At 63.1% G+C, this 18,806-nt stretch carries 20 protein-coding genes; 13 read left to right on the forward strand and 7 right to left on the reverse strand.

The window, feature by feature from the left end; translation table 11 throughout:
• From HD883_RS02440 to HD883_RS02450, 3 genes are all read right to left on the reverse strand, one after another.
• Positions 1 to 669, reverse strand: a complete 669-nt coding sequence (locus HD883_RS02440; RefSeq protein WP_179587992.1) for an ankyrin repeat domain-containing protein — start codon at positions 667 to 669, stop codon at positions 1 to 3.
• A gap of 99 nt (positions 670 to 768) precedes the next feature.
• Positions 769 to 1,785 carry an alpha/beta hydrolase family protein gene (locus tag HD883_RS02445; RefSeq protein ID WP_179587991.1) on the reverse strand — a complete coding sequence of 339 codons (1,017 nt, stop codon included), beginning with the start codon at positions 1,783 to 1,785 and terminating at the stop codon, positions 769 to 771.
• 55 nt (positions 1,786 to 1,840) lie between these two features.
• Complete coding sequence (locus tag HD883_RS02450) at positions 1,841 to 2,740, reverse strand: MurR/RpiR family transcriptional regulator (RefSeq protein WP_179587990.1); 900 nt, start codon at positions 2,738 to 2,740, stop codon at positions 1,841 to 1,843.
• A gap of 120 nt (positions 2,741 to 2,860) precedes the next feature.
• Between HD883_RS02450 and HD883_RS02455 the strand changes: the two genes are divergently transcribed.
• The 4 genes from HD883_RS02455 to HD883_RS02470 are packed head-to-tail and all read left to right on the forward strand — an operon-like array spanning position 2,861 to position 7,664.
• The gene (locus tag HD883_RS02455) at positions 2,861 to 4,831 is read left to right on the forward strand and encodes a bifunctional 5-dehydro-2-deoxygluconokinase/5-dehydro-2-deoxyphosphogluconate aldolase (RefSeq protein WP_179587989.1); all 1,971 of its coding nucleotides are present in this window, start codon (positions 2,861 to 2,863) and stop codon (positions 4,829 to 4,831) included.
• Positions 4,828 to 5,622, forward strand: a complete 795-nt coding sequence (iolB, locus tag HD883_RS02460) for a 5-deoxy-glucuronate isomerase (protein WP_179587988.1) — start codon at positions 4,828 to 4,830, stop codon at positions 5,620 to 5,622. Before HD883_RS02455 ends, iolB begins: the two co-directional genes overlap by 4 nt.
• Before the next feature lie 46 nt (positions 5,623 to 5,668).
• The gene (locus tag HD883_RS02465; protein ID WP_179587987.1) at positions 5,669 to 6,652 is read left to right on the forward strand and encodes a Bug family tripartite tricarboxylate transporter substrate binding protein; all 984 of its coding nucleotides are present in this window, start codon (positions 5,669 to 5,671) and stop codon (positions 6,650 to 6,652) included.
• A gap of 28 nt (positions 6,653 to 6,680) precedes the next feature.
• A complete protein-coding gene (locus HD883_RS02470; protein WP_179587986.1) occupies positions 6,681 to 7,664 on the forward strand; it encodes a tripartite tricarboxylate transporter substrate binding protein in 984 nt (327 codons plus the stop codon).
• A 78-nt stretch (positions 7,665 to 7,742) separates the two neighbouring features.
• Here the strand turns inward: HD883_RS02470 and HD883_RS02475 are convergent, their stop codons facing one another.
• Positions 7,743 to 8,648, reverse strand: a complete 906-nt coding sequence (locus tag HD883_RS02475) for a LysR family transcriptional regulator (protein WP_179587985.1) — start codon at positions 8,646 to 8,648, stop codon at positions 7,743 to 7,745.
• Positions 8,649 to 8,847: 199 nt separating this feature from the next.
• On the opposite strand from HD883_RS02475, the gene HD883_RS02480 reads away from it, so the two are divergent.
• Positions 8,848 to 10,044, forward strand: coding sequence for an SGNH/GDSL hydrolase family protein (locus tag HD883_RS02480; protein ID WP_179588781.1), 1,197 nt, complete (start codon positions 8,848 to 8,850; stop codon positions 10,042 to 10,044).
• A gap of 104 nt (positions 10,045 to 10,148) precedes the next feature.
• Here the strand turns inward: HD883_RS02480 and HD883_RS02485 are convergent, their stop codons facing one another.
• Positions 10,149 to 11,138 carry a LysR family transcriptional regulator gene (locus HD883_RS02485; protein WP_179587984.1) on the reverse strand — a complete coding sequence of 330 codons (990 nt, stop codon included), beginning with the start codon at positions 11,136 to 11,138 and terminating at the stop codon, positions 10,149 to 10,151.
• A 186-nt stretch (positions 11,139 to 11,324) separates the two neighbouring features.
• On the opposite strand from HD883_RS02485, the gene HD883_RS02490 reads away from it, so the two are divergent.
• From HD883_RS02490 to HD883_RS02525, 8 genes are all read left to right on the forward strand, one after another.
• The gene (locus HD883_RS02490) at positions 11,325 to 12,128 is read left to right on the forward strand and encodes an alpha/beta fold hydrolase (protein ID WP_179587983.1); all 804 of its coding nucleotides are present in this window, start codon (positions 11,325 to 11,327) and stop codon (positions 12,126 to 12,128) included.
• A gap of 142 nt (positions 12,129 to 12,270) precedes the next feature.
• Positions 12,271 to 12,816 carry a cupin domain-containing protein gene (locus HD883_RS02495; protein WP_179587982.1) on the forward strand — a complete coding sequence of 182 codons (546 nt, stop codon included), beginning with the start codon at positions 12,271 to 12,273 and terminating at the stop codon, positions 12,814 to 12,816.
• Positions 12,817 to 12,891: 75 nt separating this feature from the next.
• Positions 12,892 to 13,632: an SDR family oxidoreductase gene (locus HD883_RS02500; RefSeq protein ID WP_179587981.1), complete on the forward strand. Its 741-nt coding sequence runs from the start codon at positions 12,892 to 12,894 to the stop codon at positions 13,630 to 13,632.
• 49 nt (positions 13,633 to 13,681) lie between these two features.
• Entirely contained in the window at positions 13,682 to 14,233 is a 552-nt protein-coding gene (locus HD883_RS02505; RefSeq protein ID WP_179587980.1) for a cupin domain-containing protein, read from the forward strand.
• Between the two features lie 57 nt (positions 14,234 to 14,290).
• Positions 14,291 to 14,902: a glutathione S-transferase family protein gene (locus HD883_RS02510; RefSeq protein WP_179587979.1), complete on the forward strand. Its 612-nt coding sequence runs from the start codon at positions 14,291 to 14,293 to the stop codon at positions 14,900 to 14,902.
• Between the two features lie 101 nt (positions 14,903 to 15,003).
• Positions 15,004 to 16,038, forward strand: coding sequence for a Bug family tripartite tricarboxylate transporter substrate binding protein (locus tag HD883_RS02515; protein WP_179587978.1), 1,035 nt, complete (start codon positions 15,004 to 15,006; stop codon positions 16,036 to 16,038).
• A gap of 357 nt (positions 16,039 to 16,395) precedes the next feature.
• Positions 16,396 to 16,551, forward strand: a complete 156-nt coding sequence (locus tag HD883_RS02520) for a hypothetical protein (RefSeq protein WP_179587977.1) — start codon at positions 16,396 to 16,398, stop codon at positions 16,549 to 16,551.
• A complete protein-coding gene (locus HD883_RS02525; protein ID WP_179587976.1) occupies positions 16,538 to 17,776 on the forward strand; it encodes a type II toxin-antitoxin system HipA family toxin in 1,239 nt (412 codons plus the stop codon). Before HD883_RS02520 ends, HD883_RS02525 begins: the two co-directional genes overlap by 14 nt.
• A 48-nt stretch (positions 17,777 to 17,824) precedes the next feature.
• Here HD883_RS02525 and msrA read toward each other — a convergent pair whose 3' ends face one another.
• A complete protein-coding gene (msrA, locus tag HD883_RS02530) occupies positions 17,825 to 18,319 on the reverse strand; it encodes a peptide-methionine (S)-S-oxide reductase MsrA (protein WP_179587975.1) in 495 nt (164 codons plus the stop codon).
• 1 nt (position 18,320) lies between these two features.
• On the reverse strand, positions 18,321 to 18,764 hold the full coding sequence (gene msrB / locus HD883_RS02535) for a peptide-methionine (R)-S-oxide reductase MsrB (RefSeq protein ID WP_179587974.1): 444 nt from the start codon (positions 18,762 to 18,764) through the stop codon (positions 18,321 to 18,323).
• Between the last annotated feature and the right edge of the window lie 42 nt (positions 18,765 to 18,806).

Below are 18,806 nucleotides of genomic sequence, written 5' to 3' on the forward strand. Positions count from 1 at the left end.
TCATCGAGCGCCCGCAGCGACCAGTCGCTTTTCGATTTCACGATAGCCCGCCGTGCGTGCATGTTGAAGCGCAGTGACGCCATCTCGATCGGCAAGGTTGACGTTAGCGCCAGCATCGATCAGTACGCTGACGATTTGTTGATGACTCGGCCCGCCTTTACCCAATATCACGGCTTCGAGCAGCGCCGTCCACCCAAGATTGTTGACGTGATCAACCGCAACGCCGGCATCGATCAATGTCTTCACGGTCTCGACATGGCCGCGTTCGGCGGCGGGGATAAGTGCCGTCCCACCATAGCGATTGGTGCTTTTCAGATCGGCACTGTGTGCCAGGGTCAGGCGAAGGATGTCGAGATGGCCGCGCGCGCCGGCGTACAGGTAGGGGCTGTCCTGGATGCGGTCTTTGGCGTTGACGTCGGCGCCGGCCTGGATCAGGACACGGGCGGCGTCGACGGCGTTGGCGTGCGTCGCGACAAGTAGCGGAGTCTGTCCGTTGTCGTTGCGTTGGTCGATGGCAACGCCAGTCGCCAGTAGCTCGGAAACCTTGCGCGCGTCATTTCGCTTGGCGGCTTCGTGCAGGGCTGGCAGGCCGGTCGGATCACTGGCGGATGCCGCGCCAGGCAAAATGAGAACACTCAAGGTGGTGGCAAGAAAAAATCGTCTATGCATGTGAAATGTTCCTGACTTGGGACGGGTGACCAGGCGGTGGCGGCATATGACTGTCATGGGATAGCGTGTTGTCTTGACCCGCGGTTAGCAGGCCGACGCTTATGGGGAAGCGTGCGGTATCGACCCGCTGTCAGCAGGCCGACGCTTTAGTGTGCCGAGAAGCGTGTCGGAAGCCTCGCCGGTGCGCAACCAACCCAGCGCCAGCGGCCACAGTGTGTCGCGGAAGCCTTCATGGAAGAAGGCAAAGTGGCCGATTTCCGGCACGTTGATCGCGGCCGGTGCCAGCCGAAGATGGTGCCGCTCGCTTCGCGTGTAGTAGTCGAGCAGGCGGTCAAGCGCCGGTTCGGTGCCGAAAGGGTCGTCGTCGATACCCACGGCCAGGATGGGCGCCGTCACCTGCCTGAAGCGGCTGGCCAGTTCTTCGGCGGCGGAGTTGCGCTGCGCCGTGTCGCGGCCTGGGCCAAGGCCACGGCCACGGCCACGCCGTACCGTGTGTTCGAAGCGCGGCCCCATTCTTCCCCAGTCCAGCGCCACGCCCTTGGGGGTGTCTTCCATCCATCCCAGACGCTTGGCGGGCACATAGCCAAGCATCCACGCCAGCAAAGGCATGGCCACGTGCCAGCGCAGGAACATGGCCTTGCGAACCTGCGGCGAATAGTCGCGCCAATAGGCGTACTGCGCGCCGACGGTAAAGATGCGTTGGATCTGACGCGCGGACGCCGCAAGGCCGACCACGAACCCGCCGGCGGAATGTCCGATCACATCGATGGGTTGGCCCGGGAAGCGCTCGGTAACGTACCGCAGGGCGCCTTCGACATCGTGCTCGCCCCAATCGATCCAGTCAGCGTCGAGCTTGCGTAGCGAGCCATGACGCGATTCGCCGATGCCCCGGTAGTCGAAGGTCACGACGTCCCACCCGTGTTGATGAAGCCAATACGCGAATCGGGCATAGTACCGGCAGCGGACGGAGGTGGCGGCGTTGATGATCGCAACGGGACGAGGGCGCTTCGGCTCGCCAGCACCGTGCCAGACGTACCCGCCTAACGCGTAGCCGTCCGCGGCGGGAAATACGATGCGCTCGACCGCGTCGGGTGCGAACGGGGAGGAGGGCGTCATGATCCGCCGGCGCTATCGTCAGTGTGTATGCACGCAGAAAGCGGGTCGCCGTCCATCACCCACCTTTACGCTCGTAAGCCAACTCCATCCGGTATGCCAATCCCAAGAACAGCGACTGGGCCAGACACAATGTGCTGGTAAGCGACCGGAAGCCGAACGTGGCGCCATCTTCCGCCAGCAGCACGGCGTTGGCCTGCTTGGCCAGCGGACTCAACTGACTGTCGGTAATGGCCAGCAGCCGAGCCCCACGCGCCAACGCCGCGTCCACCACGTCCCGCGTCTCTTGTGCGTAGGGCTCGAACGAGACGGCAATCAACACATCCCCCGGCGCCAACGCGCGCAGCTCGCCCTGCTGCATATGTCCCAGCCCATGCAGCCAGTGCACCGGCTTGGCCGTGTGCTGCAGCGCATAGGCCAGGTACGCGCCCACGGGAAACGCCCGGCGCGACGCGGCCAGCCACAGGGCGGGGGCGTCCAGCATCAGTTCCACCGCGGCGTCGAAGCGTTCATCGGGCAGGTCGGCCTGTAGCGCTTGCAAGCGTTCGATGCTGCCGCCGATCACTTCGTGCGCAATGCGTGCCGGGGTGATGGTCTCGACGCCTGCGCCATCCACCAGCGATCGGATGCGTTCCTGGTAGTCACGATGGGGTGCCAGCCGCTGGGCGGCGCCTGCCCGGAACAACGCCTGCATTTCCGAAAATCCTGAAAATCCGAAGTGCTTCGCAAAGCGCACGACGGCCGAGGGCTGCACGCCGCATTGGCCGGCGGTCTCTTGCACGCCGTCCAGCGCCAGCCGGTCGCGGCTGGTCTCCACGTAGCGCGCGATGAGTTTGAGCTGGCGGCTCAGGCCTTCGAAACCGCTGCGCATGGCATCAAGGAAATCGTCGGCGCTTACGTAGGGGCCGGGCGCTGCATTGGGCGATGGGGAGCCTGACTCAGAAATTCTATTTTGCATTTATATGGAAAAATAATTCTATTTTAGATAAGATTGCTGCATCCACCAAGAACCCGGGACACGGGCGCGCCGGGCCTGCTCACTGTACCCGCCGCCGATATCCCACGGAGACCCTGTTCCATGCGCAAGCTTTCCTTTCCCGAGCGACGCCCGATCGACATTGCCTGCCTTGGGCGCCTCGCGGTCGACCTGTACGCCGACCAGATCGGGTGCAGCCTTGAAGACGCCACCAGCTTCTCCAAGTATCTTGGCGGCTCGTCGGCCAACATCGCATTCGGCACGGCGCGCCTGGGCCTCGCATCCGCCATGGTCTCACGCGTCGGAGATGAACAGAACGGCCGCTTCCTGCTCAACACCTTGCAGCGCGAAGGCTGCGATGTCAGCCAGGTCCAGATCGATCCGCAGCGCCTGACCGGCATGGTCCTGCTGGGCATCAAGGACCAGGACACCTTCCCGTTGCTGTTTGCGCGCGAAAACTGCGCGGATATGGCGCTGGATGCCGACGCCATCAACGAAGACTTCATTGCCCGCTGCCGGAGCCTGCTCATCACGGGTACGCACCTGAGCACGCCCACTGTCCTGGCCGCCAGCCGTCGTGCATTGGAACTGGCGGGACGCCACGGTGTGATACGGGTATTGGACATCGACTATCGCCCAGTCTTGTGGGGCCTGACAGGCCGCGGCGATGGCGAAACGCGCTACGTGGGTAGCCAGGCCGTCACCCGGCACCTGCAGGAACAGCTAGGCCAGTTCGAGTTGATCATCGGCACGGAAGAAGAGTGGATGATCGCCGGCGGGGTGGAAGGCGACCTGATCTCTTGCCTGCGCCGCGCGCGCGAATGCACGCAGGCGGTGTTTGTGGTCAAGCGCGGTGCGCTGGGCTGCAGCATCATCGACGGTGCGGTGCCAACCCGGATCGATGACGCGCTCACGGTAATGGGGGAGCGTGTCGAGGTGCTGAACGTGCTGGGTGCAGGGGACGCGTTTGCCTCCGGATTGCTGGCGGGCCTGCTGCGCGGCAAGGACTGGCGCGAGTCCGCTGGCATCGCCAACGCCTGCGGTGCGATCGTCGTGTCACGCCATGGCTGCGCGCCCGCCATGCCGACGCCGGCTGAACTGGCGCATTGGTTCTCGGGCAACCGCCATCCGCGGCCTGACCATGATCCTCAACTGGCCCATCTGCATCGTGCAAGCATTCGGCGCAAGGATTGGCCTGAACTCTATGTGCTGGCCTATGACCATCGTTCCCAGTTTGAAGACATGGCGCACAAGGCCGGCGCCGAACCGGCGCAACTGGTTCGTCTCAAGCACCTGCTGAACGAGGTCGTGGCTGGCATCGAGCACCACGAACCCGGCCTGCGTGGACGGCTTGGCGTGCTGGTTGACGGCCGCCCTGACCTGGGCGAGCCCGCATTGCACTTGGCCACGGGCCGTGGCTGGTGGGTCGGCAGGCCTATCGAGCAACCGGGTTCGCGTCCGCTGCGTTTTGACGGCACACGCTCGCTCGGATCCCAGCTGAAGCACTGGCCCCGCGAACAGGTGGTGAAGTGCCTGGTCTTTTATCACCCGAGCGACGCCGCCGCGCTGCGCCACGAGCAGGACGAATGGCTGCTGCAAGTGGCCGAGGCGACACGCGCGAGCGGCCACGAACTGCTGCTGGAAGTCATCCCGCCGCGCGACACCCTGGCGCCCGGCGACACGGGCGAGGCGGTCGTCGAGGCCATTCGTCACTTCTATGACCTGGGCCTGAAGCCCGAATGGTGGAAGGTTGGCGCGCTGTCGGCACACCAGTGGGACGCACTGGATGCGCTGGTGCGCGAGCGCGACCCGTACTGCCGCGGCGCCGTCATCCTCGGGCTGTCACAGCCCTTGGACGAATTGGTGGCGAGCTTTGCGCAGGCACGCGTGCCGTTGGTCAAGGGCTTCATGGTCGGGCGGTCGGTATGGTCGGAACCAAGCCAGGCCTGGCTGCGCGGCGAGATCGACGACACCCGGTTCAAGGCCGGGGTAAAGGCCAATTTCATGCGCCTGGTTGACGGCTGGCGTGCCAGCCGCGCCGCCGCACCCGTCACCGAAGAGGTCTTGCCATGAGCCTGCTGGTCAAAGCTGCGCAGTCGGGGCGCGTCGTTGCGGATGTCACGCCGGAATCAGCGGGATGGCGTCATGTCGGCTTCAAGGCGCTGCGCCTGGCCGCCGGCGATGAAGAGACGCTGGCCACCGGCGCGCGCGAGTTCTGCATGACGGTGCTGACCGGCCAGGTCGATGTGACGGTAGGCGGGCAGCGCTATAGCGGGCTGGGCAGCCGACATTCGGTATTCGACGATCTTTCGCCGACAGCGGTCTACGTGCCACCGGGCCGGGACGTGCGTATCGTGGCGCGCGGCGCGGCCGAAGTCGCGCTGAGTTCAGCACCCGCCAAAGGGCTGCACAAGGAACGCGTGATCGCGCCCGAGCACATGGCGCGCAGCGTACGAGGCGAGGGCAGCAACACGCGCTACGTGTGCGACATCCTGCCGCAGACCGAGCCAGCCGAAGGCTTGCTGGTCGTTGAAGTCGTCACACCGGCCGGCCATGCGTCGAGCTATCCGCCGCACAAGCATGACACCGCGGGCGAGACCGAGACGGTCCTGGAAGAAACCTACTACCACCAGCTCAACCCGGCGCAGGGCTTTGCCTTCCAGCGCGTGTACACCGACGACCGCAGCCTGGACGAGACGATGGCCGTGGAGCATCGCGACACCGTGCTGGTCCCGCGCGGCTACCACCCCTGCGTCGCGCCGCATGGCTATGACCTGTACTACCTCAACACCATGGCCGGGCCGCGGCGACATTGGGCCTTCCGCAACGATCCGGCGCACGAATGGATGCTGGCGCCTCGATAGCGCCCGCCGCCTGAAGTACCAAAAAAATAGAAACCCTGGAGACACGATGACAAAACGAACCACCCTCCGCCTTCTGGCGGTCACGCTGCTGGCCGGCCTGAATGCAGGCGCTGCGCAGGCGCAGCCCGCTCCCTATCCCCATCAGTCGGTCAGGTGGATCGTGCCCTACGCGCCGGGCGGCACGACCGATGTGATTGCGCGCCAGCTCGCACAACGCATGGCGCCCGGATTGGGCCAGCCCGTCATCGCCGAGAACCGGCCCGGCGCAGCCAGCATCATCGGCGCCACCTTCATCGCCCGGTCGGCACCCGACGGCTACACCGTCGGGACGGCCGACTCGGGCACGCTGGCGTTCAATCCGGCGATGTACGCGAGCCTGAGCTACAACGCCGAAAAGGACTTCAGCCTTATCGGTGGCTTGGGCCGCATGCCACTGGTACTGGCGGTGAGCCCTTCGTTCCCGGCAAAAAACGTGCAGGAATTTCTGGCGCTGGTTCGTCAGTCGCCGCGGTCCGTGTCTTCGGCCTCGTCCGGGCCCGGGTCGCCGCTGCATGTGGCGCTGGAGCTCTTCAAACAGCAGACCAAGACCGACATCTTGCACGTGCCCTACAAGGGCTCGGCCCCTGCGTTGCAGGACTTGATGGCGGGTCAGGTCAACGCGATGTTCGTCGACCTGCCGCCCAGCTTGTCGATGATCAAGGCCGGCAAGCTGCGCGTACTCGCCGTGGCCACACCACAGCGCCTGGCCATCCTGCCCGATGTTCCGACCATGGCCGAAGCCGGCGTGCCGGGCTTTGAAGCCTATGCATGGCAGGGCTTCGTCGGGCCGGCCGGCTTGCCGGCGCCGGTGCTGGAACGGCTCAACAAAGAACTCGTGGCTGCGCTCAAACATCCTGAGACGCGTGCCAAGCTCGAAGAGATCGGGATCCAGCCGATGCCGATGGCGCCGCAGCAATTTGCCGATTTCGTGCGCAGCGAACAGACCCTGTGGTCCGGTGTGATCAAGGCCGCCAACATCCGGCTCGACTGACGGTACGCGTTTTCAAAGGACTTCGTTCATGACCGAATTTTCCATCTCCCGCCGCCAGGCCCTGGGCGCGCTCGCTGCCCTTGGCGCAAGCGCCTTGCTGCCTGCCGCCGCCCAGTCCGGTGCCTATCCCGCCCGGCCCATCGAGCTGATCGTGCCCTTCGCCGCCGGCGGCGGCACCGACGTACTCGCGCGCACGTTGGCCGAAGCCGCCCGGCCGCACTTGTCGCAACAACTGATCGTCATCAATCGTGCCGGCGCCAGTGGCGGTGTCGGCTGGGCCGAGCTGATCAACGCAAAGCCCGATGGCTACAAGCTGGCGATCATCACCGTGGAAATTACGATGATCCCGCACATGGGCGTCGTCAAATTCACAGCCGACGACGTGACGCCGATCGTGCGCCTGAACGCCGACCCAGCCACCATCGCCGTGCGCGCCGATTCGCCGTACAAGACCATCGAGGACTTCCTGGCCGCCGCCCGCAAGACCCCCGACGCGATGCGCGTCGGCAACGCCGGCCCCGGATCACTGGGCCATCTTGCAGCCGCTGCGCTGGGTGACAAGACCGGCACGCAGCTGAACCACGTGCCGTTCCGCGGCGCCAACCCGGCGGTGCTGGACCTGCTGGGCGGCCACATCGAAGCCGTGGCGGTCACACCGGTCGAGGTCGCGACGTACGTCGCAGCCGGCAAGATCCGGCCGCTGGCAGTGATGGCCGACAAACGCATCGCCGCCGGTTGGGAGCAGGTGCCGACGCTCCGCGAACGGCAGATCGATCTGGTGATTCAGGGTTGGCGTGGCCTGGCGGCTCCCAAAGGCACGCCCCCCGAGGTCCTTGCAGTGCTGCGCAACGCGATGGTGAAGGCGCTGCAGGAGCCCGTGCTGCGCCAGACCATGGCGAAGCAGAACATGGGCGAAGGCTATCTGGACGAGGCAGCCTTCAAGGCGCTGATCGCGCAAGACAACGCGACGTTTCGCGAGCTGATCAACAAGTTGGGGATCAAGGCTGCTTGAGGGTAGGGATGGCCTGGCGGTTCTGCGAGTGGGGCGAGGGGCTGGCGATGTGGGATTTTGCGGCGCCGGTGATTGGCATCAACGGATCTTGACCGCCTCAACCAAAAAATCCAGCAACGCCCGCACCCTTAGGGGGACATGGCCCCCTTGCCCCACATACACGGCGTGGATCTCTTCCAGATCGCCGGGGTTGCACTCTTCCATGACCGGCACCAGCCGCCCGGCCGCAATATCGTCACGCACCTGAAATGCGGCCAGGCGCGCCAGCCCCAGCCCGGCCACGGCTAGCCGATGCAGCGCTTCACCATCGCTGACCTGCACGTTGCCCGACACGGGCACGACGCTTTTCACGCCGCGGTGTTCCAGCGGCCAGCCTGATTGCACGCGTGCGTAGTTGGCGCCCAGCCGGTTATGGGTGAGCAGATCGTCTGGCGTTGCCGGAGTGCCGCATCGTTCCAGGTAGATGGGCGCACCGACGATTACCATGCGGGTTGCGCCCAGCTTGCGCGCCAGCAGATTGGAATTCTTCATCGGGCCGGCGCGCACGGCCACATCGGTGCGTTCTTCCAGGATGTCGACCACTTCATCGGTCAGGACGATATCCAGCGTCACGTCGGGATACCGCGCCACAAAGGCGGGCACCAGGGGCAGCAGGAACCGGTGTCCGAAGGGAACGTTGGCGTTCACGCGCAGCTTGCCGCGAGGCGTCGCATCGGTGCTTGCGCAGCGTTCCGCCTCGTTCAGGTCGGCCAGGATACGGACGCTGCGCTCGTAGAACACGCAGCCTTCTGGCGTGAGCTGCAGTTGCCGGGTGGACCGGTTCACAAGTCGGGTACCCAGGCGGTGCTCCAGGCGCGCGACGAGTTTGCTGACGGCGGACGGCGTCATTCCGCAAGCTCGGGCGGCGGCCGAGAAGCCGCCCAGTTCGATCGCGCGGACAAACACTTCCATTTCGCCAGAACGGTTGATGTCCAGACGCGCCATGTCGTAGCCCCTTCATGAATTCAAGGCACAGGTGATGTGCCGGGCGACATTCTAGTGCCCGCTGGTCGCTCAACTCATAATTCTTGCCCTTGAAGGCGTTCAATTCATCGTTCAGGAGAAGTGCGAAGTGGTTGTTCGAATCAAACAGTGGGTATGGGTGGTGCTCAAGATCGCGTTGGTATCAAGCGCTGCGTCTGTCATGTCACCGGCCATTGCCGCGCCGGCATGGGTGGCGACGTGGCAAGCGAGCCCTCAGCCTGTATGGGGATCGGACTTCATGTTTCCCACCCATCTGCCGGCAGTCTTGAAAGACCAGACCGTGCGCCAGATCGCGCGTATCAGCGTCGGTGGTCAACGCGTTCGGATCGTGCTGTCCAACGCGTATGGCATCGAGCCGGTCACCGTGGGCAAGGCTACTGTGGCGCGGACTACCGTTGACGGTTCGGTGGCCGGCGACAGCATGCATGCGGTCCTGTTCAACGGCCAGGCGCGTGCAGTGATTCTGCCTGGGGCGTCGCTACTCAGCGACCCGGTGGCAATGCATGTGACGCCGTTGTCGCAAGTGGCCGTCAGCTTTCATCTGCCGGATGCGACAGCGGTCCAGAGCTTCCATTGGGACGGTCGGCAGACCGGCTGGCTCGTGCCTGGCGACCAGACTGAAGCTACAAGGCTTCGCATGTCCAGCCAGGAGACAACGACTGCGCGGCCGCTGCTGTCTGGTATCCAGGTAGAGACCGATAGTCCTGCGCGGGCGGTCGCGGTCATTGGCGATTCGATTACCGATGGCGCGACTGCCAGCCTGGACAAAGACAGCCGCTGGCCTGATTTTCTGGCGGCTCGGCTGGCGCCGCGAGGAGTCGCGGTACTCAACGCGGGCATCTCGGGTGCGCGTTTGCTGTCAGACGGCATGGGCGTCAACGCGCTGGCGCGATTGGATCGTGATGTGTTGAGTCAGCCGGGCGTGCAGAGTGTGATCGTGCTGCTCGGCATCAATGACATTGCGTGGCCTGGCACCGCCTTTGCACGGAAGGCGAAGCGGCCGTCGTTGGACGATCTGACGGCGGGTTACCGGCAACTGATCGAACAGGCGCATGCGCGGGGTGTCCGCGTCGTCGGTGGAACGCTGCCGCCGTTCGAAGGCGCGCTGCCAAACACCCCGCTTGATGACTACTACAACGTCGACAAGGACGCGTTGCGGCAGGCACTCAACGCCTGGATACGCAGCAGTGGCGCATTCGATGCGGTGATTGATTTTGACGCGGTGCTTCGGGATCCTTCGCATCCGGCACGCCTGGCCGCACCGTTCGATTCGGGGGATCGGCTGCATCCTGGCGATGAGGGCAATCGTGCGATGGCGGACGCTGTCGATCTGGATGCGTTGCTACCGTCGCGTTGACGTGTGCGTGAAGTCATAAGCGATGATGGATAGGGGTTGCGTTGACCAAACCTTGCGTGTGGCGTTGGACGTCGGCGCAGCCACATGTTGTGAAGCGGTCTCGTCTACATCCCGCCCGGAAACGTCGTGCCTTCGATGTTCTGGGCCACGCTGATCGCACCTTCAGTCCGTGCCAGCTCTCTCGTCAGTGACCGCACCAGCTGTCTCACCCAACGATGCAGCCCGGTACGATGCGTCCGGTCATGCCACAGCATGCGGATCATGATGGGCGGGTGGTTCATGGGCATGGGGCGCACGTCCAGGGACAGCATGTCTGCATATTGCCGCGCGAGCCAGGTCGGCAGCGCTGCGACGTGGGGGGTGGCGGCGATCACATAGGGCACCAACAGCATCGAAGACACCTGGACCGAGTGTCTGCGTTCGATGCCTTTGCCTTTCAAGGCCTGATCGATCGCGACTTCCATCGGCGATCGTTCCGAAAAGGGCGAACCGAAAATGACGTGCGTCGAATCCGCATATTGCTGGAAGTCCATCGGCTGGCCGCGCAAGGGGTGGCTTGGGCCGCTGATGACGGACAGTTCCTGGCCGAACAGGTCGCCGCCATGCAACTCGGGATGGACGTCGGGAAAAAAGCCCAGCGCAACGTCGCATTCGCCTTCGGTCAGCCACTCGCGCAGTTGGTCGGTGTCGGGCAGGCGCACGTGCAAGGTGACCTTGGGCGCTTGCTCCGCCAATGCCCGCGCGATCAATGGGATCAACAGGACGCCGACGGAATCGACGGCGGCAACGGTCAGCTTTCCGGCCGTAGTAGCGGGGTCGAACGGGCCTTCTTCCGAAAATATTTCTTCCATTGCGGCCAGGCCGACACGTACTTTGCCGGCCAGCGCTTGCGCGCGTTCGGTGGGGATGAAGTCGTTGCCGGACCGCACAAACAGGGCGTCGCCAGTCAGGGCGCGCAAGCGGGACAGGGCATGGCTCATGCCAGGCTGGCTCATGTTCAGGCGTTCGGCAGCGCGGGTCACAGAACCTTCTGTCAGTAGCGCGTCCAGGCAGATCAGCAGGTTCAGGTCGATATTTTTCTTGAGCGGGATCAACGGTGTCTCCGGCGGGAATGGTCGATTCTGAAACGGACGTGTGATCGGGTCAATGTATGCGCCGTCATCGGGTGCCGACCCGTACGGCGCATTTGCGGTGTGAATGGGCGGATTCGCGTGGCTTGATTGGCGAGGTCGGGCCGCGATGGTGGAATGCGTTTCCCCATCCAACACCGGTTAACCCGCATGAATTCGAACCTAGCCGATTTTCAAGGCCGCTTCCCCGCCACGCAGTGGGTCACCCTGGGTAGCACGTGGACGCTGCGTGATACGGATCAAGACGCCACGCGGGTTCCGCTGGTGATGCTGCCGGGTGCGGGGGGCACAGGCGACACGTTCTATCGGGCGATAGACACGCTTCGCGAGCGCCGCCGTGTGGTCAGCGTGTCCTACCCGGCCGTGGACGATGTCAACCATCTGGCGTCGGGGTTGCTGGTGGTGCTGGCGAAGGCAGGCATCGATCACTTCGATCTGTTCGGATCGTCGCTGGGCGGCTATCTGGCTCAACTGTGTGCGCTGCGTGAACCGTCGCGGGTGCGGCGGGTCATGTTCGCCAATACCTTCCTTGACGCAACGTGGCTGCAACGCAAGATTCCGCGCAACGCGCTGATGGCCAAGCCGGCGGATGAGCACCTGGCCGTGACCTTGACGCAGCTTCGGGCGTTACCGGAAGACACGGCCGCGAAGTCCGACTTCAAACGCACCATGCTGCATTTGGTGGGCACGGACCAGACCGCAGAGATGGCCAAGGCGTCGTTGTTGGCGGTGCTGGGTGCATCGCCTTTGCCCGAGGTCGAATTTCCGGCCAGCAAGCTGGCGGTGCTGGATGCGGAGGATGACCCTGTCGTTGACGAGCCGACGCGCCAGGCCATGCGAGATCGCTATGCCGCGTCCGCGCAATATCGCTTGACCACAGGCGGCCATTATCCGGCGTTGCTGAATCCCGATGCATTTCAGGCCGCGCTGCTGGAGCACTTCCGCAGCGAGTAGCAGGCACCAGAGCCCACATCGTAACCGCGGGCGCCTTGACCGCAGCAAGCAGAAATCGGCGAACCATCTGCGCAAGCTGTTGCCGTGACCGGACCGCAGTAATGATTCGATCCATAAGAAATCAAGACAGGAGACATCGACCATGACCCTTCAATCGATCCAGCCCACGACCCAGGAAATGCTGATGTGCGTGGCCCGGTTTTCGGAGTTGACCCGTTGCAGCGCTGGCCTGCCAGACATGGGCTTGCCGGAAGGACAGCGGACGTTCTTGAATGTGCTCGGTTTTGAGCAGCCGGAAGGTGAGGGCGCCTATTCGCCCTTCGGCAGCGAGGCACGCGCACACATCCGCCATATGAAGGCAGGGTTCGGGCTGTCGTTCATTTCGGCCCGGCCGGGCAAGGGTGTGCTGATGCACGCGCATGACACGGTAGAGACCTTCCTGTGCATCGACGGCCAATGGCGCATCGATTGGGAAGGTCCGGACGGTGTCGAGTCGGTGATGCTGGGTCGTCTGGATTTCATCGCGTGTCCGGTGGGCGTGCAGCGGCGATTCGAATGTGTGACCCCGGCGCCGGGCCAGGACGAAGCCTTGTTGCTCGGCATCATCCAGGGCGAATCGCCGATGGGCGTGTACTCGCCAGAGAGCGTCAAGCGCATGCGGGAAGCCGGAACCATGGCCTCCCGATAGGGCGCAAAACCCGGCTGGCGCTTGCCGCGCTGAACAGCCCTTCAATCTGCACTTTCCCATTATTACGGAGACAGCATGTCATCGACACCAACCAGAACCGCCATCGTTACCGGAGGCTCGAAGGGCATCGGCGCGGAGATCGCCGTGCGCCTGGCTGCCATGGGCCACGCGGTCGTGATCAATTACGCGCAGGCCACGACCGATGCGGAATCGGTCATCAACACCATCAAGGCCGCAGGTGGCAAAGCAATCGCAGTGAAAGGCGACGTGGCCTCGCTGGACTGTGCTCCCAATCTGTACGACACCGCAGAACGTGAGTTCGGACCGGTCGATGTGTTTGTCAACAATGCGGGCATGTTGCGGCAGGCGCCAATGGCGCAGTCCGACGATGCGATGTTCGATCGGCTGGTGTCGGTCAACCTGGGCGGCTACTTCCGCGGCATGCGCGAAAGCGCGCGCCGAATGCGCGAAGGCGGACGCATCATCAACATTTCAACCAGCGTGGTGGGCTTCTATCACCCGAACTTTGGCGTGTATGCCGCGAGCAAGGCGGGCGTGGATGCGATGACCCACGTGTTGGCCAAGGAACTCGGGCCACGACAGATTACCGTCAACGCCGTCGCGCCAGGGCAGGTTGAGACCGTCCTGTTTCTGGAAGGCAAGACGGACGAGGAGCTGAAGTATTACGCCGATCGGGTGCCGCTTGGCCGGCTCGGACAACCCAAGGACATCGTAGGCATCGTGGCCTTCCTTGCCGGGCCGGAGGCGAGCTGGTTGAGCGGGCAAGTCATTCGCGTCAACGGCGGCGGCGTCTGAGCGGCCGCATCGAACTACCGCAACCACGAACCCAACCCGGAGTACCACCATGCCATTACCCATCGTGCACCTTGCCGCCGCCGACATGTTGAAAGGACTTGCCCGTTTCAGCGACCTGGAACGATGCTCGTCCGGCCTGCCCGATATGGTGCTGCCTGAGGGCAAGCGCGCATTCTTGAACGTGCTCGGTTTTGATCAACCGACAGCTGAAGGCTATACCTCTCCCTTCGGCGACGAAGCGCGGCCTGCCGTCAGCCATTTGCGAGCAGGCTTCGGTGTCTCGTACATCGAGTGCGAAGTCGGCAAGGGCGTGCTGATGCACAACCACGAAACGGTCGAAACCTTCATCGGCATGAAGGGGCGCTGGCGTGTGGAGTGGGAAGGCGCGACCGGCAATCAGTCGGTCGACCTTGGCCCGTTGGACTTCTTTGCCTGCCCCGTCGGCGTACCGCGGCGCTTCGAATGTCTGGAAGCCGGTACGGGCGATAAGGTGGGCCTGCTACTGGGCATCGTCGAAGGTAACGCACCGGCTGCCGAGTTTTCGCCGAGTGCATGGAAGCGCATCGAGGAATACCAGGCCAGCCAGGCGCAAGCCGGCTGAAAGCCGATCTCCGCCACTGTCATTTTGTCCCTCCTCTTCATCCGTCAAGGGCACCGCATGCTGCTGTACCAATTCAAGATGGGCACCAATCCCCGCCGCGTCATCATCTATCTGGCCGAAAAGGGCTTGGCCGTTCCGCGCTGCGAGCTGGATTACGCCAATCAGGAACATCGTTCGCCCGAGTACCTGAAGATCAATCCCGCAGGCCGTGCGCCAACGTTGGTGACCGACGACGGCACAGCGATTACCGAGTCCGCAGCCATTGTCGAGTACTTCGAAGAATTGCATCCCGACAACCCGATGATCGGCATCGACCCCAGCAGCCGCGCCAAGGTGCGGGCACTGGAACGCGTGGGCAATGACCTGATAGTCCGGTCGCAGATGTGGCTGTGGAACCTGACGCCAGCGTTCGCTGCAAAGGAGGCGAACCCGTCGTTGGATACAGCGGCTCGTGCGCAGCGGTACGTGACCGAGTTGCTGGACGTGCTGGAAAAGGCCATCGGCGACCACGCCTTCCTGGCGGGCAGCCAGCCAACGGTGGCGGACTTTACAGCGTTTCCGATTTTTCAGACTGCCCGGGAGCGGTTTGCTCAACCCTTTGCCAACGGCCACCCCAGGCTGGACGCCTGGTATGCGCGGTTTCGCGCCCGGCCCAGCGCCGACTACTGAGGCCAAAGAACCGAATAGATAACGTCCTGCTTATCCATCAAACATAAGCTGCACCTTATCAATCAAGCCAGAAACAAAAAAGCAAACATCCGGAGACCTTGATGCACATAGTTATTCCACAGGTAACGCCGTCTTCGACGAAGGCGGCCCCACTGACCGCGAGCGCGGTGCTTGCCGCGCTAGCCATCCTGACGGCAGGCACGGCCGCGGTCGCACAGCCTGCAGACACGAAATCCGCTGCCGCCAGTTATCCCACCCACACGATCCGCATCATCACGCCAGTACCCCCCGGCGCCGCGCCCGATGTTATGGCCCGTCTGTATGCGGATCAACTGAGCAAATCCCTTCGTCAGCCGGTGACCGTAGAAAACCGTGCGGGGGCATCAGGCAACATCGGGGCCGAGTTCGTGGCCAAGGCGCCGGCAGATGGCTACACCATTCTGTACGGCTACAACCAGATACCGACGATGAACCCGCACCTGTTCGCCAAGTTGGGCTATGACATGCAGCGCGATCTGGCGCCGGTCACCCAAACGCTGTCGACAGCGTATGTGCTGTTGGGCAACAAGGATCTGCCCGCCAAGAACCTGGCCGAGGTCATCGCCTACGCGCGCAAGAATCCTGAAAAGCTGGCCTATGCCAGCTACGGGCCGGGCACGGCGTCCCATCTGATCTTCGAGATCATCCAGGACAGCGCAAAGATCAAGCTGCTGCATGTGCCGTATCGTCAGGGCGCCCTGACGGACGTGCTGGGTGGCCAAGTGGCGATGCTGTTCGAGCCATTCCCGTCGGGTGTGCCCTATGCCAAGTCGGACAAGGTGCGCGCGCTGGCTGTCACGACCGACAAACGGGTGCCCGAACTGCCTGACGTGCCCGCCATGAACGAGGCTGTGCTGGGCCTGAATCTGGTGGGATGGCAAGGTGTATGGGTACCGAGGGCCACGCCGCCAGAGATCGTCGCCAAACTCAACGCAGAATTTGTCCGCATCACCCGCACGCCAGACATGCGGGCGCGGATCGCGGAACTGGCGTCACTGCCGATGGGCAACACGCCCGATGAAATGCGCGCCGCGATCCAGAAAGAGTCGGCACAGTGGGGAAGCATCATCAAGGCGCGGCACATTGTGCTTGACTGAATCGAAATATCTAACGAAGACGTTGCACGGACCCTTTATAGATAGCGTATTAAGTACCTTAAACCTATATCTATGCTAAATTTCAGATTGAGCGACACCGCTGAAAAAGTCATAGATATCGCTTTGCTGGGACTTAACCACTTTCTATGAAGCCGAGCCATGCCGAAAAAATTGCGGGCGATGGGTGCAATACCCCCGCTAATCGCCCAGCGTCTCGACATTTGGGGCCGCTGCATACGCACACAACGCGTTTCTCAACATATCCCGGCGGCCGATCTCTGCGCACGCCTCGGGATCTCTGATGCCACCTTGCGGCGCATGGAGCGTGGCGACCCGGGAACCGGCGCGGCAACGTATATGACTGCGTTGTGGATCCTGGGGCTGCTCGACACAGCAGTGCCCGCGCTGAATCCGGTGTATTGGTCCGCGGACCCGGTTGCGCGTGCGCGCACCCCGCGCACCCCGCGCACCCCGCGCACCCCCGATGCCCAAGCCGAAGATGACTACTTCTAAGCCGCTGTACGTCTATCTGCAGCGCCCGGATACCGGCGAGTGGGTCACTGTCGGCAGATATGCTCGTCGAGGCGAAGAGGAGCCTGGAATGTTCCTGTACGCCCCAAGCTACATCGACGCACGGCTGCCGTGGTCCATCGATCCGGTGAACCTTCCGCTCATCGGGGGGATCGAGCATCCGGCTAACAGGTACCGCGGCCTGCATGATGTACTGCGCGACACCTGCCCCGACGCATGGGGGCGCCAGTTGTTGCAGCGAGAGTTTCAACTGCCGGACAACGCGCATGACAGCGACTACCTGAGGCTCGCAAGGAATGGTGACCGTTGGGGGGCGCTGGCTACCGGCACGTCTCGCAAGCCTTCCATCGATGCGCTCAAGAGTCCCAAGCTGCAGCAATTGGATGGCTTGGTTGAAGAATTGCTTGCCATGTCCGAACGGCGTCCGCCGGTGGATGCTCGCCTGCGAAAGTTACTGATGTCGACTCCCAGTATGGGCGGCGCACGCCCCAAGGGCACGTTACGAGACGGCAAGGACTACTGGCTGGTCAAGCCGATTCTGCAAAGCGACATCGCCGATATTCCAAGACTTGAACACTTCACCTTGAAGTGGGGCGCGGCATCGGGATTGAACTTTGCCCGGTCGGTGCATCATCAGGTCGGCAATGCGCCTAGCGTCATTCGCGTCCTTCGATTTGATCGGCAGGATGACACAAGACGAATGGTGATCAGCGCGGCGTCATTGTTAAGCGCGGAATACCCTGGCGGCCCGCGCGCTGGCTGGAGCTATCCACTGCTTGCGCAAATACTGCAACGCATTGGCGCGCCGCAACGCGATCAGATCGAGCTGTTCAATCGCATGGTGTTCAATGCGATCGTCGGGAACGACGATGATCACCCTCGAAACCACGCGGCAATCTACGAGACTGAGGAGAAGCGCTGGCGTCTATCGCCTGCCTTCGACGTAGTACCCAATCCTGAGATGGATCCGAAGGCACTCACTATGCAGGTGTCTGCGGGGCGTTTCGACATCACGCGCGAGACGATATTGGCGGATGCGCTGTTGTTCGGCTTCAAAGACCGGCGCGATGCCGCGCTTCATCTGGACGCGTTGCTAAGCACGATCCGCGATGCGTTTCCCACCGTAGAAGCAGACTTACCGGTCGATGTGCGCAGGCTGCTGCGCGATCGGTTGGCGAACAGCTTGAGGGAATTGACCGCGGCCTGATGCGCGCCTTTCCGGCACCCGGCCGCCCGTCCGGCTCTACCGCGTACATCACCGCTTTGGCAACACCCATCCCGCCCGCGGAAAGTGGCACGTATACCCGTTCGGAAGCTTTTCCAGATAATCCTGATGTTCAGGCTCCGCTTCCCAGAAATCGCTGACCGGCTCCACTTCGGTCACGACTTTGCCAGGCCATAGTCCCGACGCGTCGACGTCGGCGATGGTGTCTTCGGCAACGCGCTTCTGGTCCTCGTCCACGTAATAGATGGCCGACCGGTAGGACAGGCCACGGTCGTTGCCCTGACGGTTCTTGGTCGACGGGTCATGGATCTGGAAGAAGAATTCCAGGATCTTGCGATAGCTTGTCACCGCGGGGTCGAAGATGATTTCGATCCCTTCGGCATGGGTGCCGTGATTGCGGTAGGTGGCGTTAGGGACGTCGCCGCCGGTGTACCCCACATTGGTCGAAACGATGCCGGGTTGCTTGCGGATCAGGTCCTGCATGCCCCAGAAACATCCGCCCGCCAGAACTGCGCGTTCAGTCATATCAAGCCTCCTGGATTTGATTCAGATAATCGCCATACCCTTCGGCTTCCATGTCGTCGCGCGGAACGAAACGCAGGGATGCCGAGTTGATGCAGTAGCGCAGGCCGCCGCGATCACGCGGGCCGTCCGGAAAGACGTGGCCGAGGTGGCCGTCGGCGTGGACCGACCTGACTTCGGTGCGGACCATGCCATGCGCGGTGTCGCGCACTTCGTTCACGTTGGCGGGGACGATAGGCTTGGTGAAGCTGGGCCAGCCCGAGCCCGAATCGAATTTGTCCGTTGACGCGAACAAAGGCTCGCCGGACACGATGTCGACATAGATGCCGGGTTTCTTGTTGTCGTTGTATTCGCCGGTAAAGGGCCGTTCGGTGCCCGCGTTCTGGTGCACCCGGCGTTGCTCGGGCGTCAGGCGGTCAATGGCGGTCTGCGATTTTTCAAACTTCATGTTGGTCTCCAATAGGGGTCTAGAGGTCCAGAGGTCCAGAGG

Origin of the sequence: Pigmentiphaga litoralis, from assembly GCF_013408655.1 — a bacterium.
GTDB classification, from domain to species: domain Bacteria; phylum Pseudomonadota; class Gammaproteobacteria; order Burkholderiales; family Burkholderiaceae_B; genus Pigmentiphaga; species Pigmentiphaga litoralis_A.

What these genes read in the sequence shown, in the direction of transcription:
- HD883_RS02490 (WP_179587983.1), top strand. Translation starts at nt 11,325, where the DNA reads ATGAATTCGAACCTAGCCGATTTTCAAGGCCGCTTCCCCGCCACGCAG.
- HD883_RS02505 (WP_179587980.1), top strand. Translation starts at nt 13,682, where the DNA reads ATGCCATTACCCATCGTGCACCTTGCCGCCGCCGACATGTTGAAAGGA.
- HD883_RS02525 (WP_179587976.1), top strand. Translation starts at nt 16,538, where the DNA reads ATGACTACTTCTAAGCCGCTGTACGTCTATCTGCAGCGCCCGGATACC.
- HD883_RS02500 (WP_179587981.1), top strand. Translation starts at nt 12,892, where the DNA reads ATGTCATCGACACCAACCAGAACCGCCATCGTTACCGGAGGCTCGAAG.
- iolB (WP_179587988.1), top strand. Translation starts at nt 4,828, where the DNA reads ATGAGCCTGCTGGTCAAAGCTGCGCAGTCGGGGCGCGTCGTTGCGGAT.
- HD883_RS02520 (WP_179587977.1), top strand. Translation starts at nt 16,396, where the DNA reads ATGACTGCGTTGTGGATCCTGGGGCTGCTCGACACAGCAGTGCCCGCG.
- HD883_RS02515 (WP_179587978.1), top strand. Translation starts at nt 15,004, where the DNA reads ATGCACATAGTTATTCCACAGGTAACGCCGTCTTCGACGAAGGCGGCC.
- HD883_RS02510 (WP_179587979.1), top strand. Translation starts at nt 14,291, where the DNA reads ATGCTGCTGTACCAATTCAAGATGGGCACCAATCCCCGCCGCGTCATC.
- HD883_RS02475 (WP_179587985.1), bottom strand. Translation starts at nt 8,648, where the DNA reads ATGGCGCGTCTGGACATCAACCGTTCTGGCGAAATGGAAGTGTTTGTC.
- HD883_RS02470 (WP_179587986.1), top strand. Translation starts at nt 6,681, where the DNA reads ATGACCGAATTTTCCATCTCCCGCCGCCAGGCCCTGGGCGCGCTCGCT.
- HD883_RS02495 (WP_179587982.1), top strand. Translation starts at nt 12,271, where the DNA reads ATGACCCTTCAATCGATCCAGCCCACGACCCAGGAAATGCTGATGTGC.
- HD883_RS02480 (WP_179588781.1), top strand. Translation starts at nt 8,848, where the DNA reads ATGTCACCGGCCATTGCCGCGCCGGCATGGGTGGCGACGTGGCAAGCG.
- HD883_RS02465 (WP_179587987.1), top strand. Translation starts at nt 5,669, where the DNA reads ATGACAAAACGAACCACCCTCCGCCTTCTGGCGGTCACGCTGCTGGCC.
- HD883_RS02450 (WP_179587990.1), bottom strand. Translation starts at nt 2,740, where the DNA reads ATGCAAAATAGAATTTCTGAGTCAGGCTCCCCATCGCCCAATGCAGCG.
- HD883_RS02440 (WP_179587992.1), bottom strand. Translation starts at nt 669, where the DNA reads ATGCATAGACGATTTTTTCTTGCCACCACCTTGAGTGTTCTCATTTTG.
- HD883_RS02455 (WP_179587989.1), top strand. Translation starts at nt 2,861, where the DNA reads ATGCGCAAGCTTTCCTTTCCCGAGCGACGCCCGATCGACATTGCCTGC.
- msrA (WP_179587975.1), bottom strand. Translation starts at nt 18,319, where the DNA reads ATGACTGAACGCGCAGTTCTGGCGGGCGGATGTTTCTGGGGCATGCAG.
- HD883_RS02445 (WP_179587991.1), bottom strand. Translation starts at nt 1,785, where the DNA reads ATGACGCCCTCCTCCCCGTTCGCACCCGACGCGGTCGAGCGCATCGTA.
- msrB (WP_179587974.1), bottom strand. Translation starts at nt 18,764, where the DNA reads ATGAAGTTTGAAAAATCGCAGACCGCCATTGACCGCCTGACGCCCGAG.